Origin of the sequence: Streptomyces sp. NPDC050147 (genome assembly GCF_040660195.1) — a bacterium.
Lineage (GTDB): Bacteria > Actinomycetota > Actinomycetes > Streptomycetales > Streptomycetaceae > Streptomyces.
This window is the reverse complement of the sequence record NZ_JBFALJ010000032.1, coordinates 104,594-118,302: the sequence shown is the minus strand read 5'-3', so window position 1 is coordinate 118,302 and position 13,709 is coordinate 104,594. Positions and strand designations below refer to the sequence as shown.

Annotated in this window: 15 protein-coding genes and 1 pseudogene; 5 read left to right on the top strand and 11 right to left on the bottom strand. The window is 67.8% G+C overall.

The annotated features are described in order from the left end of the window. Positions 1-282: hypothetical protein (locus tag AB0I94_RS36370; RefSeq protein ID WP_363314051.1), on the bottom strand; the 282-nt coding region annotated here is incomplete at its 3' end. A gap of 175 nt (positions 283-457) precedes the next feature. Here AB0I94_RS36370 and AB0I94_RS36365 point away from each other — a divergent pair. Further along, positions 458-865 (top strand): annotated as a pseudogene (locus AB0I94_RS36365) (GGDEF domain-containing protein); the annotation flags it as partial. A 40-nt stretch (positions 866-905) separates the two neighbouring features. On the opposite strand, the gene AB0I94_RS36360 reads toward AB0I94_RS36365, so the two are convergent. The 9 genes from AB0I94_RS36360 to AB0I94_RS36320 all read right to left on the bottom strand — a co-directional run bounded on the left by AB0I94_RS36360 (position 906) and on the right by AB0I94_RS36320 (position 9,422). Continuing rightward, complete coding sequence (locus AB0I94_RS36360) at positions 906-2,144, bottom strand: hypothetical protein (RefSeq protein WP_363314050.1); 1,239 nt, start codon at positions 2,142-2,144, stop codon at positions 906-908. Between the two features lie 364 nt (positions 2,145-2,508). Next, entirely contained in the window at positions 2,509-2,898 is a 390-nt protein-coding gene (locus tag AB0I94_RS36355) for a DUF6009 family protein (RefSeq protein ID WP_363314049.1), read from the bottom strand. Positions 2,899-3,049: 151 nt separating this feature from the next. Further along, a complete protein-coding gene (locus AB0I94_RS36350) occupies positions 3,050-4,612 on the bottom strand; it encodes a phage/plasmid primase, P4 family (RefSeq protein ID WP_363314048.1) in 1,563 nt (520 codons plus the stop codon). Next, entirely contained in the window at positions 4,609-5,685 is a 1,077-nt protein-coding gene (locus AB0I94_RS36345) for a bifunctional DNA primase/polymerase (protein ID WP_363314047.1), read from the bottom strand. The genes AB0I94_RS36350 and AB0I94_RS36345 overlap by 4 nt, the downstream gene beginning before the upstream one ends. 1,118 nt (positions 5,686-6,803) lie before the next feature. Next, positions 6,804-7,061, bottom strand: a complete 258-nt coding sequence (locus AB0I94_RS36340; protein ID WP_363314046.1) for a hypothetical protein — start codon at positions 7,059-7,061, stop codon at positions 6,804-6,806. Further along, entirely contained in the window at positions 7,051-7,281 is a 231-nt protein-coding gene (locus AB0I94_RS36335) for a hypothetical protein (protein WP_363314045.1), read from the bottom strand. Before AB0I94_RS36335 ends, AB0I94_RS36340 begins: the two co-directional genes overlap by 11 nt. A gap of 414 nt (positions 7,282-7,695) precedes the next feature. Next, the gene (locus tag AB0I94_RS36330) at positions 7,696-7,962 is read right to left on the bottom strand and encodes a hypothetical protein (RefSeq protein ID WP_363314044.1); all 267 of its coding nucleotides are present in this window, start codon (positions 7,960-7,962) and stop codon (positions 7,696-7,698) included. Next, positions 7,959-8,480 (bottom strand): hypothetical protein, encoded by a 522-nt coding sequence (locus AB0I94_RS36325; RefSeq protein WP_363314043.1) that lies wholly within the window; start codon positions 8,478-8,480, stop codon positions 7,959-7,961. Before AB0I94_RS36325 ends, AB0I94_RS36330 begins: the two co-directional genes overlap by 4 nt. Before the next feature lie 330 nt (positions 8,481-8,810). Continuing rightward, positions 8,811-9,422, bottom strand: coding sequence for a helix-turn-helix domain-containing protein (locus tag AB0I94_RS36320; protein WP_363314042.1), 612 nt, complete (start codon positions 9,420-9,422; stop codon positions 8,811-8,813). Positions 9,423-9,571: 149 nt separating this feature from the next. On the opposite strand from AB0I94_RS36320, the gene AB0I94_RS36315 reads away from it, so the two are divergent. The 4 genes from AB0I94_RS36315 (at position 9,572) to AB0I94_RS36300 (ending at position 12,984) form a co-directional block, all read left to right on the top strand. Beyond that, complete coding sequence (locus tag AB0I94_RS36315) at positions 9,572-9,994, top strand: hypothetical protein (RefSeq protein WP_363314041.1); 423 nt, start codon at positions 9,572-9,574, stop codon at positions 9,992-9,994. 162 nt (positions 9,995-10,156) lie between these two features. Continuing rightward, positions 10,157-11,092: a PIN domain-containing protein gene (locus AB0I94_RS36310; protein ID WP_363314040.1), complete on the top strand. Its 936-nt coding sequence runs from the start codon at positions 10,157-10,159 to the stop codon at positions 11,090-11,092. Between the two features lie 268 nt (positions 11,093-11,360). Next, positions 11,361-12,155 (top strand): hypothetical protein, encoded by a 795-nt coding sequence (locus AB0I94_RS36305; RefSeq protein ID WP_363314039.1) that lies wholly within the window; start codon positions 11,361-11,363, stop codon positions 12,153-12,155. A gap of 124 nt (positions 12,156-12,279) precedes the next feature. Then, positions 12,280-12,984, top strand: a complete 705-nt coding sequence (locus AB0I94_RS36300; RefSeq protein ID WP_363314038.1) for an AbiV family abortive infection protein — start codon at positions 12,280-12,282, stop codon at positions 12,982-12,984. A 166-nt stretch (positions 12,985-13,150) separates the two neighbouring features. On the opposite strand, the gene AB0I94_RS36295 is transcribed toward AB0I94_RS36300, so the two are convergent. Further along, the gene (locus tag AB0I94_RS36295; RefSeq protein ID WP_363314037.1) at positions 13,151-13,708 is read right to left on the bottom strand and encodes an XRE family transcriptional regulator; all 558 of its coding nucleotides are present in this window, start codon (positions 13,706-13,708) and stop codon (positions 13,151-13,153) included. Position 13,709: the final 1 nt, after the last annotated feature.

The window sequence follows — 13,709 nt, the reverse complement described above, 5'->3', positions numbered from 1 at the left end:
CACCGGAACCGTCGCTCCCTGGGCGACCAGACGGGACGCCTCCCCCAGGCCGGATCTGCCCAGGAGCGTGGACCAGTTGGGCAACCAGTCGCCGTCGGACTTGCCGTACAGGTCGCGGTGCTGGGACCTCGGCGCCGCGTCCACCACCGCGTTGATCACAGCGTCGAACTCTGGCTCAGCCGCCAGTGCTACGTCGGTGATGGCCTGGGGTATGGAGGGAAGGTCTTGTGCGTGCTCGAGCCACGTAAGGACGGCCTGACGCAGTCGGGAGGTGTCTTTCATGCGGCCCGAAATTAGCGCACTCTGCCGCCCATGAGCCCCACCCCCTCGCGCAGTACAACGTGCTCACGATCAGCTGGCCGGACTGGGGACCCAAAGTCGTGACCGGAACAGCTCGCCGACAGACCCCGAAGGCGCCACCGCGCACACACACCTAGTCTCACCACTGGGACCTGGCGATGAGGGCGACCAGGGCCTTGCCGTCCTCATCGGCGACCTCGACGGCTTCAAAACGATCAACGACCGCTTCGGACGTCAGACCGGCGACGCCGTCCTCATCGAAGTGGCCAAACGCCTCACCGACAGCGCACACCCCCACGACACCGTCGCCCGGATCCGCGGCGGCCAGTTCGCCCTCCTGGCCGACGAGCTCAGCCCCGCCGACGCCCAGGACCTCGCTGTCCGCCTGCGCAATGCGGTCATCCCGCCGATCCGCATCGCCGAACAGGCCCTGCGGGTCGGCATCAGCTTCGGCATCGGATGGGCCCACTGCGGGACCTCACCCTACGAAGTCCTCGACTCTGCCGAGCAGCAGATGCTCATCGAGAAGAAGACACACACCCAACCCCGCCGGCACACGCCGTGACCTGCTCAAACAGCAGATGTCAACCAGTTGGGGGCAGGACTCAGCTGTCGACGACGTACGCCTTCTCCCCCAACATGAGGGGGGCCTCAGCCGGGCCTTTGATGTAGGGGCCTCTCCAGATCACCCGATGTTCCTGGCTCTTGGGGTACCACTGGCGGACCTTGTGCATGCGTACCGGCCACCGGTGGTGATAAGAGCGTGTCGCCTTGCCAGAGGACGCGTCGGCACGCTCGTCGGAGCGGGTGACCTGCTTGCTGAGCCGGATGATCCGTACATCCGGGTCGACGGGCTCACCGGGCGCGGTCGGCCCGTGCGGGACGGCGCCCGCCGTGGAGGTGAGCGGGGTGGTGATGCCCTGCGCGGCCAGGCGCCAGAAGGCGAACATGTAGCGGCATGCGAAGTCGTCGTGGACGTCGTTGATGCGCTCGCCGTTCCACTCCCCCATCTCCGCCACCGGTTCGGCCCGCCACTGGGCGGCGCTGTTGAGCGCGTTCTGGATCTCGCGGTGCTGTTCGGATATCTGGGCGCGATACTCGTCGCTCTCCTTGGCGAGGCATCCGTCGCCGCGCATGCCGTACATGCCATCGAGCACGAGCCGGGGCATCGGGGAGCCCAGGGCGCGGGCGTGGCTGACGATCTGTCGCCAGTGTTCGGGCTGGACGGGCCCGTCGCGGTCCATGAACGTGGTGACTCGCACTCCGGGGTAGCGGGCGGTCGGGAGGATCTGGTGCTGGGTGGTGAAGTCCCAGCCGAAGGCCGCCGTGTCGGACAGCGAGCCGGCCCGGTTGATGACGACGACGGGCTCGGGCAGGACCAACAAGCCGCTGGGGACCACGATGTCCTGATCGCGATGGAGGCTGCTGACGTCGGCCGGATCCAGGGTGGCGGCTGCCGCCATGACCGCGGCGTGTGCGGCAGGCGACACGACGAACACCTCGGCGCTCCTCAGCAGCTTCATCGTCTGCTTGATCTGCCAAGTGGCGGCCGGGCCAGGGCCTGTGGGCCAGGGCGGTTTGTATCCCTGCTTGCCGAGCACGATGGCGAGGGCGGCCTCATGCCAGCTGCCCTCGGGGGCATCACTGTTCATCAGAACAGCGGTCATCTCTCCGAGCACGTTGTTCAGGTTCGACGCGACCAGAGTGTGGACCAGGCTGTTGCCCGCGAGCAGCCGCAGTGTGTCGGTGCGGGCTCGGTGCGCTTTGCGGGCGGCCTCCGCGGCCGTCCACTGCCCGGCCGCTTCGCGGGAACGTTCGCGTTTGCCCCGGCTGGCTTTCCCCATCCCGCCGCCCCCTTCAACCGTCGCTGTCCGAGCCGTACCCGCCCCCCTTCTCGGCGACACGACCCGAAACCAGCCACCAACCACAGCCGTGCCGGACACTTCGAGCGTGGCGTCGACCGCCCCCGAACCGTCCGGGCCCAGGCTCAGCAGTACGCCACGGAGTTCCGCGAGCGATGCGGCGTCGACGTCTGCCGACCCACCCGCGCATCACCCCGCAACAGGTCGCCTTCTAGGGCGTACCGGTCACCGTGCTTCGAGATTCCGGTGATCGTCACCACCGCGAGCACCAGGCCCTCGGTACTAACGAGCTGCAGCAGCTCTTGCTGCGCCCAGGGGGCGGCGGAGGCAGAGGGTGGCGTCGTCGCTACGAGCGGGCGGGCACTATCTCCCCGGTTGCCTGGGACCGGGGGGTCTTGGATCCGGCCTTGCCCGCTTCGATCGTCCGCGGGTCGACGGCTTCCAGCGGGGAGCCCACCCGGTAGGGGCACTCCGGGTCATCAGGCCGGTTGGGACGGTCGTGCGGCAGCAGATAAAACGTGCGGCGGGCGAAAAGGCCGCTGTCGGCGCTGCGCGGCGCGTCCGGCGTCAGGTTGGAGTAGCCGATCAGACGACCGTCGCGTTCATAGCGCGGCTTGCCTTTACGGGTGCCGACCTTGTCCAGGGCCTGGCGAACATAGTCCATGTCCGCGGTGTCCTCCAGCCAGACGACCTCGGCTTCCTGGACGAGATCGCCTTCCTGCGGAATCGCGCTCATCAGGCCTCCTTGGTCTTCGCGGCCGGGCACCGGCCTTCGGGTGTGGCATCCACGCGGCCCGCCTTACCCGCTCCGTCAGGAGTGGGAGGGAGAAGCAGGCATCGTCCATCGTACGGTCGGCCCGCGCACTCGTTGCGCTGGTCACGGCTCCTCACGGCGTCCCGCTTGCGTCTTCGGCGCTGTCGTCCGCAAGCAGGGCGAGGCCGGGGTAGAGCTTCTTCGTATTATTCTTGATCATTTCTGCGGGTGAGGCCAGGCCCAGCTCCTGCCGGATGCGGCTGGCGAACGCGCGGCTCGTGGAGGGGCGGATCCCCTCCTCCGAGCACCAGCGCCCGTAGGTCTCGTACAGCAGCTTCTGCTCCACCCGCAGGTCCGAGCCGCCGCAGTCCGAACCCTTGGTGCAGCACTCGGTGAGAAAGCGGCCTACATGGTCCTCGGTGGTCTCATACGCCGCGGTGGCCACGCGTACGGAGGCCGGACCGGTCAGTGGATCGCGGGTGGCCAGGTAGCGCCGGGCGCCCTCGATGAGCCAGTGCAGGATGCCGGGGCCCTCGTCGCGGACCAGTTCGGCGGCCAGGTTGTCGATCTTCCGCTCGTCGGGGACGCTGCGCTCGAAGGGGATGATCCGCATGCGGCGCCAGAACGCGTAGCCGCCGGTCCCCACTTCGGGCCGGTGGTTGCCGAGCAGCCACAGCTTGTGCGTGGGGGTGAAGGTGAAGAAGTTCTGCCGCATCCGTCGCGCGGTGATGGTGTCGCCGCCGGTCAGGAGTTTGACGCGGGCCTCGTTGAACTTGTCGTTGGGCTTGAGCTCGCTGCACACCACGATGCGTCGGCCGTGCAGCTCGGTCAGTTCGGTGGAGTGCTCGGTGAACTTGCCCTTCTCCATGAGGAATCCGGGCGGGGCGGCGTTGGCGTAGTCGCCCAGGATCTGGGTCATCACTTCCAGCAGCACGCTCTTGCCGTTGGCTCCCGACCCGTAGAGGAAGGGCAGGACCTGCGCGCCGACGTCCCCGGTGATCGAGTAGCCGAGCAGGAGGTGCAGGAAGCGCGTGGTCTCCAGGCCCTTCGTGTCCTCGCCGAAGGTGTCGCGCAGGAAGCTCTCCCAGCGCGGGATCGGCATCGCGTGCGGGGCTACGAGGGTGGCGCGGGAGTGCATGTCGGTGAGCGGGTCCGGCTTGCGGAGCGTTCCGGTGCGCAGGTCGACGACGCCGGCGGGGGTGCACAGGGCGTAGATGTCGCCGTCCAGGATCTCCGGGTCCAGGCGCAGCCCGGGGGCGGCCTGCGCCTGGTAGAGCAGGGCTTTGAGGCCGGAGGTGGATTCGGAGTGGCGGCGGTGGGCGGCCAGTTGGCGGTCGGTGAATCGGCCCTGGGGGTCGTGGTCGGGGATCTGTTCGGCCATCTCGCCGGCCGCCCACACCGCTGCTTCGTCGCCGCCGGTCAGTTTCCAGCGGTATTCGTCCCAGGAGTGCCAGCCCATGCCGATCACGTAGCGGAACTGGTCGCGGTAGAGGCGTGCGAACAGCTTGGCGTTGCCCCGGTCGGTCAGGGAGCTGGGCAACAAGACGTCCGGGGCGGGGGCGGCGGGTGGGTAGCGGGCGTCGGTCTGCTGGGCCGGGAGGCTGGGATGCGTTTCGGGCAGCGTGAAGTCCAGGCTCTGCTGGTGGATCTGGGCGGCGGCCGCTTCGGCGTCGAAGCGTGCGGGCTCGGCGCTCATGAACGTCCTCGGGGGTGGAGGGGGCGCTGGGCGCCCGCAGACAGAGCGGACTCGATGATCGTGAGGTTGCGGTGTTCCTGGGCTGGGCGCGCGGCACGGGCCGCTTCCTGAAGCAGCTCGCGCACCTCGGTCTCGGTGAGGTGGCCGCCCTGGACCAGGCCGCCGGCTGTGTAGGCGACGCGGTTGAGTTTTTCCGTGAAGCTGGCGCCTTCCGGCACTGCCGCGCAGGCGGCGACCTCGGCCAGAAGCGGCTCCAGGAGACGTTCTGCACCCTTGGCCGAACGGCGCCGCCGCGGGGCACGGGGAACGGCGGCAGGCCCAGGGATCGGGGCGGGAACGTGGTGGGTGCGGACGAGTTCTTCGGACAGCCACTTGGGCAGCGGCGCCGGGTAGCGGGCGTCTCCCACGGGGCGGTAGCTGCCTGCGGCAGTGCGGGTTGCGGGGGCAACGATGTAGCCGTTGTCGGAGCGCACATCCACCTGCCAGGCCAGCGCCATCTTCGGGCTCGATCCTGTGGAGGAGCGGTAGCGGGTGGCGGGGTGCGGGTTGCGGTACCAGATGTGCAGTCCGCCGGACGGCGTGCGTACTCGCAGAGTCCCGGTGTCCTCGACCGGGCTGGGCTGGCGGCGGAGCGCTGCCAGCAGCGCCAGAGTGTCGAAGCCTGTGGCCAGACCGTCCAGGTTGACCTGAGGGGCGATCGGGATGCCCGGCAGGAGACGGGACCGGTCGGGAACCTGCGCTGCGTGGGCATCCACGTCCAGGACGACCAGGTCCGCAGGCCCGCAGGAGACACCAACGCCGAAATGGGACTCCGAGTGCCACCAGGCATCGATGCGGTCGAGATCGGTAGTCGCAGCATGAAATCCGTGGCACCAGCGCCCGGCCGCTTTACACGGGCACGACACAGGGGTGTGCCGGTCCTCCTTGCAGGCCTGGCAGTTGGCCGGCGGGACCTTCTGCAGCGGCGCCAGCGGATGCACCGGCCATCCTGCCCGGGCGCACCACCGGGCGATCGCGTTTCCGTGCACGGCCTCGTCCGGGACCAACGGTGCGGTCGAGGGCTGGCGGGTCACCGGGTCGTCCTTGTCACAGTTTGGGGCGGTCTCTGAAGCTCCCTCGTCCTGCAGGAGCTCCCTGAGCAGGGGCGGTCTCCAGCGGGACCAACGGGTCTGAAGGGACTGAGGATTCAGGTTTGCGGCACGAGCGTAGCCCACAGGGGTTCGCGAGGAAGGAACACCCCGGCGTGTCGGGGATTCTCGGTCCCGTCAGTCCCGCAAGGAGGGGAGGCAGGGGCGCCCATGTGGGGGCAGTTCAGTCCCGCGTTGTGCGGAGCGATTCAGTCCCGTACCGGGAAATGCCTGGTCAGTGGGGCGCGATCGTCGACAGCGGGACTGACGGGACCGAATCCAGCAGTTATAAGCTGCTGGGGGGAGGTGGCAGGCCTTCATAGTGAGCGCGCGCGTGTTGGTGATGTCTTGTTCAGGTGATAACTGTAAGGCTGGGTCCCGTCAGTCCCGTAATCGGCGGGTAGATGCCTCCTGACCTGCACTTTTTCTACGGATTTGAGGGCGGGACCAAAAAGTGTGCGGGATTTTAGAGTCCCGCCAGTGCAGGGACTTCCGTCATCTGCAAAGTTCAGTCCCGTCAGCCCCGTACGTCGCCCCCAGCTGCGGGCCAGCCGCTGACCGGCAGGGTGCCGCAGGAGACTCTGCCTGGCGTATACCGGATCAGAGTCGCTGTAGGTGCTGTCCATGGCGCAGGGGCCACACTCTGTGGTGAAGCAGGGCCGATCGCGGTTGGCCATTTTCCTGGTAAACACCCACCCTCCTCGGCCGACGAATGCCCGCCAGGACACGCCTGCGGTCGACACCACCCGGCTGTGTCATTTCGTTGGGGAGTCATTTGGAGGTGTCTCCGTCAACCGTCCCCGGTCTCAGCCACGTTGTCCTTTTAGGGCTAGCCCTAGGCTGCTGCCTCGTACGCAGGGCAAGGCCCCGTCGGTGCGCCGCAGGCCTCCAAGGGCCGGGGGTGCACCGACCCGAGGGCGCTGAGAGCGTCACCTGAGCTGCGGTGCCTCGATCGGATTCCGCTAGCAAGCGAATGTCATCGCTCTTCGGCCCTCCCAACCACTCGCAGCAGACACAGCAGCGCCCCGGATCTGCTCGAATCCGGGGCGCTGCTGTTCCCACGGTCAGGCTTCGACGTACGCCACGATCGTGATCGTCCGCAGAGCGGTCACGTAGTAGATGACCCGCACACCGTCGATCTCGTCCGCGTAGTCGCGCAGCAAGGTTCCCGGTACCTCGGTGCCGAGCTCCGGATTGACGCTGATGGCGACGATCGCGCGGTCCAGGCGGTGAGTCTCGGACGCGGTGAGCTTCGCCAGCTGGGTGAGCGCGGGCTCCACCAGGATGACCTGGGAGCGCCGCGAGCCGTGCTCAGGCGACACGGGGCTCCCCGTCGGCGAGATGGGTGAGGTGGGCGTCGCGGGCGACCTCCCACGGCACACCGGATTCGGGCGAGGGGTAGCCGTGTTCGGCGATGTCCTCCAGCACGGAGGCGAGGACGTCGACTCGCGCGCGCTGGTCGGCCGCGTACCTGCGGACCGATTCGGCGGCGGCTTCGTCGAGCGGCTGACGGTCGGGTGCGGCGGTAGGCTCCTGGCTCATTGAGGGCTCCTGGGGCGTCATCTGGCGTGTGTCATCACGGTATCGCCGGGGCGCGGCACCGGTCTGCGGTACGGACGAAACCCACCCGATGACGCAGATCCCCGGACCCAGGTGGACCCAGGACCCAGGTGAGTGTGTCTACGGACATTCGAAGGGTGCTATCGCGTGGTGGCACGGCGGGCGTGACAGTCGGCGTGACACGGCGCGTGACACCGTAATGTGACGCACGGTGAGCGTGATGGGTGTCGGTGACCTCCCATGTCACAGGGTCACAGGTCGCCTCACAGGAACGCGTCCACGTGGGAAAACATCGGTCCTACCTCACAGGCATACAGGACAACAGGCCCATTTCTGGCCCCAGATCCCCAGCCGCCTCACAGGAGTGCTGGGGGTCTGGGGGCTTGCTCTCGGTGATCAGTTCCGGGGTGGCGGCCAGACGTGCGGTCCGGTGCACTGCCCGCAGGCAGCGCAGCCGGCGCACTCCATGCAGAACTCCTTCGGAACGCGCGGGCACGAGCAGATCGGGTTGTAGTCAGGGACGCCGTCGCCGGGGTGGAGCATCTCGCCGGAGGGCGGCTGGGTCCAGGCGATGGCCCGGCCGTCGGCGAGCAGGTCCTCGTCGTGGTGGCCGACGGCGCTGTGCTCGCTCCAGGTGGCCACCACCTCGTCCGCCGCGCTCATGGCGTGCCGTCCTTCACCGCAGCCGCGGTGTCGAGCCATGAGGCGAGCGCGGTCGTGGCGGCGGGGTCGGCCTGGGCGAGGCGGCCGACGAACTCGAGGTCGCCGTCGGCGGCCGGGGCGCCGGTGCGTGCGAGGGCGGCGAGCAGCGCGGCGCGGGCGAGCACCGGGACAGGCAGCAGGGCGACGGCGGCCGTCCGGGCGTCCGGGTCGGCGTAGTGGCCGGTGCGGTCGGCGAGGGCGCGGGCGAGCCAGTCGTCGACCGCACCGGCGCGATAGTCGCCGCGGTCGGCCAGCAGTTCACGGGCGGCTTCGTCCCCGGGGCGGCTCGCCACAGTCCGATCGAGTCGGCCGGCCCCGGCCAGGCCCGCCAGTTCGTCGGCCCTTGCGGCTACCCGCTGCTGCTCCTGGCGGCGCTGCTGCTCAACTTCTTCGCGGCGCCGGTCTTCGGCGAGCTCCTCCTGGACGACCGCGTCGGCGTCCGGGTCGTACGGGCCGCCGGTCGCGGCGAGCAGCTGCACGATGCGCCGCCACTCCGCGAGCTCCGCTTCACGGCGGCCGCCGTCGTCGGCGCGGCTTCGTCGCGGCGGTCCAGGTGCGCGCGCAGTTCGGCCTCCCCGAGCGCCTCCACCGCCTCGCTGGGCGTCATGCCCCGCGCGCGGCGCCGCACCGAGGACCGGCCGACCTTCGCGTAGTCGATCGGCGTGCGCGGAGCGCCGACACGGCCGCGGGCCTCGGGGACACGGCGCCGCCGCCACCCGTCGGACGTGTGCATCAGGACTCGCTATCAGCTCGGAATTGGAAACGAGGGCCCGGCCGGGAATGCAGTTCGGCGGGCCAGTCACCCAGGTCTACAGCACTCTCGAATTGCGCACTGCTAAAACCGAGTTGAGCCATTCCACGTCTGCAAATTTCACCTCCAGGCCCGCGCGACCACCGTCGGCTTGACGGAAATAGGCGTCTGCGATTGCCTCCGCAACCGCGTCATGCAGAACGCTCTCCGTCGCACCGTCCTCCTGTGTGGCGAGGATGGCGGCCGCATGGGAGGGGGTGACCGCGACCGTGATGTCCCGTACCCGGCCCGCGTCCGAGGTGCCCTCCGGACCGAATCCGAAGTACGCCCGGCAGGAGATGACCAGCCCGCCCGAGGACGTCGCGCGCTGCCTCGCCTGTGCTCTGACCTGCGGTTGCCACTCCGACTCGGTCTCCTGCACCGCCTCCTGGAGGCGCTTGTTCGGCTTGGTGGAGGCACCCGAGAGGTAGCGCTGCACCGTCTTGCGGGAGACGCCCAGCCGCGCCGCCAAGGACTTGGTGGAGCCCTTCTCCCGCTTGCGAAGGAATTTCATCTGCGCCCGCGCGGATTTCGGCGCGGGCCGGGTGAACAGGGCCCGCTCCGCGCGGGCGAAGCCGTCCAGGATCTTGGCGCGGGTCTTGGCCGCACGCTTCACGTCGTCAGCAGTCACCTGATCATCAGGCCCGACCCGGCCTGTGGACAGAGGCCCGGTGGCGGGACGTCGTACGACCGGTCTGGCCTGACCAATTCTCCGGACGGACAGACCACCCCGGCCCTACGGTCACACCAAGACCAGTACCCACCTGCCCAGGAGACGTAGTGATCCCAGCACAACACCCCTACGAAGCGAACTACAAGCAGGAAGAGGGCGGCCGCACGGTCTACAGGAGCAAGCCCGTCATCGCCTGGGACGACGAGGGCCAAGCGCTCGTCGTCGATGAGCGCAGCGGTCGACTTGTCCCGGCGAACAACGGCCGCGCCTTCACCGGGCTCTCGGAAGGTGGGCACCCCGTTGTCGCCGCCATCCCTGGGGGCGGGTGGAGCGCTCGGTTCAAGAACCAGGACGGCACGTTCAATGTGGACCCTCTGGTGGCCTGGACCGTCCGAAGCGACGGCACTCTCACCCCCATCGACACCGACGCCACCGGCGTGTGCGAAGCCTCCACCGCCATGGGCAACTTCGATGGCCTCGTTGCCCCCGGAGATGAGACGGGGGCGGCACAACCGGACAGCTCGGCATGACCATGGGCGCCCGATCCATCTGGAGCTGTGCCCGGTCTGCGATATCGGCGACGTGGAACGCCCCGCGGCTGGCCTTCTCGTCCTCAGCCATGCCGGGCATTGAGACGATGCTTCCTGAGCCGTCCTCAACGAGCGCTGACGGCCATGGAGCAGGGAGCGGCCATGCTGCTGAAGCCCAGCAAGACGTGCGACGAAGCGATCAAGTTCCTGGAGACCCTGACCGAGCAGGGCCTGAACAACGTGCAGGTGTCTATCCCGCACATCAGTAGCGGGAACAACTGGAGCAGATCCGAGGACCGCGATGCGATGGTGCCCGTGGTGCGCGAGTACGACCAGTGGACTCTGAAGGCGGCCCAGGAGCTCCTGGAGGTGTTCGCCGACCGGTCCGTCGCGGCCCGGCTGCGTGGTGAGCGCTATACCTCGATCATGTACGGGCACTATGAGCCGGCACGGCTGGCGTATCTCCTCAACGGGGAGTTCTTTGAGCTGCGGGCGTTCTTCGCGCAGCTGGCCAACGAGCTGCGCGAGACCAAGGAGCGATTCAAGGATCACCAGGCCAAGACGGTGGTCCTGGACACCAACGACCTGCTGCACCACATGCGCTACGACAAGATCCCGTGGCAGAGAATCTTCGGCAAGGGCACCACCGTCGTGATCCCCCACGTCGTCGTGGACGAAATCGACAAGAAGTCGTACGCGATCAGTGACACGGTCCAGAGAAGAGCGCGGGGTGTCTTCGCGCTTCTGGAGAAGACGCTGACTGCCATCGAGGTCACCGGACGGCACGAGGTTGCGGGAACCTCGATCGAGGTACTGCTGGACGAGCCAGGACATGTGCGGCTGCCGAACAACGACGACGAAATCGTCTCCCGCGCCCTCTACCTGCAGCAGGCCATCTTCCCCACGCCCGTCACCGTGGTCACGGGCGACAACGGGATGCGAGCGCGGGCATTGGCCTGGGGGCTGAAGGCGCGCAAGCTGGACGAGAGGTACAGGATCAAGAAGCTAAGCGCGGAACAGAAGGCTGAGAACCTGGCTTCCATCGATTTCGAGGTACCTGCAGAGGACGACGCCATCGAGGGTGACGAGGCGCCGTAGGGGCGGTTGAGTACCACGGGCCTTGGGGCCACAGCTATCGAGCAGCGACGACATTTGGGCTTCGCTGGCCATCGACCCCACCGGTCGGCAGAATCTCCCTTTGATGGACTTACAGGGGGTCGGAGCAATCGCCGCAGCAGCCGTGGCAGTCGTCGGAGTCCCCTCCAGCCTCTTGATCGGCCGATGGCAGCTGCGAGCGGCTCTGAAATCTGCTGAGGCCACACATCAAGCTGGCTTGGGTCAAGCAGAGGCGACTTACAGGGCCGCCTTGGATGCCGTACGCGCACAGTCCGACTCGGCCCACGATCACTGGCGCCGCGGGGTGCGGCGGGAGGCGTGGTCCTCGTTCCTCCTCGCCTCTGAAGAGGTGACCGCTCAGGCAATTGGGATGCTCAACGGACGTACGTCCGGCGACGATGCGCTGGGAGCTGCACGGCGTGATCTGAAACGGGCATTCGTTGTGCTGGAGTTGGAGGGGCCGCTTGCCGTGATCGAGGCCGCAGTAGAGCTAGTGGCGTGCTGCGAGGAGACTGTCTCCTTGGCGAACGAGGACGGCTTCGGGGCTCGCGCATGGAGAAACTTCTACTCGGCACTGGATGACGAGCGTCGTGCCATTGCCCGGGGAGAGCAGCTTGCCGCTCCTGTACATGATGCCTGGACCGCGCTTGCGCAACTCCAACATGCGTTGCAGAGCCTGCGAGAGGCGCACACTTCCGTCGTGCTCTCGCCTACACACGCGCGACCGGGCACGATGGCAGCGCTCAGCAGCTATACGCCTCCGCCGGACGCCTTGATGGCCGACCCTCACATTGCCCACGGAGCACTTAGCCGGTGTTACGACTCAGCAGTTGCGTGTCTGCAGGCGAGCCTGGGGATGCCGCCCCGCGAAGTCGAGGTACTGATGCGAGACACTATGGACGACGGGCGCATCGCGATGCTGGACCTCATGGATGGGGAGTACACGCGCCTGGATACGGCACGGCGAGAGTTTCTGGTGGCTACCCGTCAGGTGCTCGACGGTGAACTGCCGACATCAGCGACATCGCGTCCTCGGCGCATGTGATGAGGGCCTCTGCGGTGCCAGGCTGAGCGTGCATTCGGCTTGCGGCGCTTCCTCGCCGGTTGGTGAGAAAGCGGGGGCTGGCCACCACCTAACGGGTGTCTGCAGGCAGGGCACACTTGAGGCCATGGTCGAGATGAGCCCGGTGCAGGCGCGCGAGTTTTGGAAGGCGTTGGTGGACAACGCCTCCTCACTGATCACCGATGCACACATGCTGTTGTCCGCAGAGTCCTATGGGCGGGCACGATCGCTCACCGTCCTGGCACAGGAGGAGCTCGGCAAGGCTCTTTGGATCTATGAGGCCTTCGAGAGTGCCTGGAGTCAGGAGGATGCATCACCACGAGTCGTGGACGCGCTGGCTCAACACGGGCGAAGCCACACGAAGAAGTACCTTGAGGCCATCGTCTTCGGCGACGAACTCGCGGAATTCTGGGGTGACTACGCAGCCCTGCGCGATATGAGTTCGGGCTATGAAGCATGGGAGACGGCCCACACAGAGCGGCAGGCAGAAGCTGAGGTCGCGGCGCGTGAGGCCAACCTCGCCAAACAGCGAGGCTTCTACGTAGACCGCGGCGCGAACGGCATCGTCACGTCTCCCGCAGCTCTTCCAGCGGGGACGACTGCGGAGGACCTGCAAACGGCGGCGAGCGTGATCGAGATGCTGCTCATTCGCGACCACACTCGAATGAAGTCCGCTGGCGCCCCTTACGACAGCACTCACGCACAGCAGTTTCGACTATTGCCCGTATCGCACCCTGCCGACTGGGCGGCCGCCTCGGAGGCGCCCAACCCAACGGAAGAAGACGGGCAGCCTCGCGCCGACACCGACTGACACCCACGGGCCTCTTCCCTGCGGTCAGCGCCGCCCGTGACGATACGCAGACCGTCGGCGTTGAACGGGTCGACGCGTACATGAACTCCGTCCCCCACGGATACGCGGGTGAGGCCCTGCACCGGCTCCAGGAGCACGGTGCAGGGCCTCACTGACGACCGGGCCTCTACAGCTCGATGTCGAGCCGTTCCACGTCGGTGAACTCCACGCCCAACCCGTGGGCGCGGGAGTTGTTCGCGCGGAAGTACATCTGCGCGAGGCCGTCGGCCGCGATCTGCTGGAGCTGCTGCTCATTGGCCCCCTGCTCCCGGGCGGTGAACAAGCGGTCGGCCCACTCGGGGGTGAGGGCCTGGTTGATGTCCCGGATCCGGGCATCGTCGGTCGTGCCCCCCGCGGCTTCGAATCCGAACCGGGCGCGGGTGGAGACGACCAGGCCGCCTGTGGACGCCGCCTTCTTCCTCGCCTTCGCGCGCACCTGGGGCTGCCACCGCTTCTTGACCTCGCGCTCCAGGCGGCCACGGAGGTCCTTGCGGGGCCGCTTGAGCTTGCCAACCACGTACCGCTCCACCGTGCGCTGGGAGATCCCGAGCGCCTGGGCGGCGGCCTTGGTGCCCTTGAGCTGCTTGACCAAGTACTTCATCTGCGCCTGCGCGGACTGCGGGATGCGGCGGGTGAACGCCCCTTCCAGCGCGCGATCCAGGCTCTCCCCGAGCGAGTCGACCACG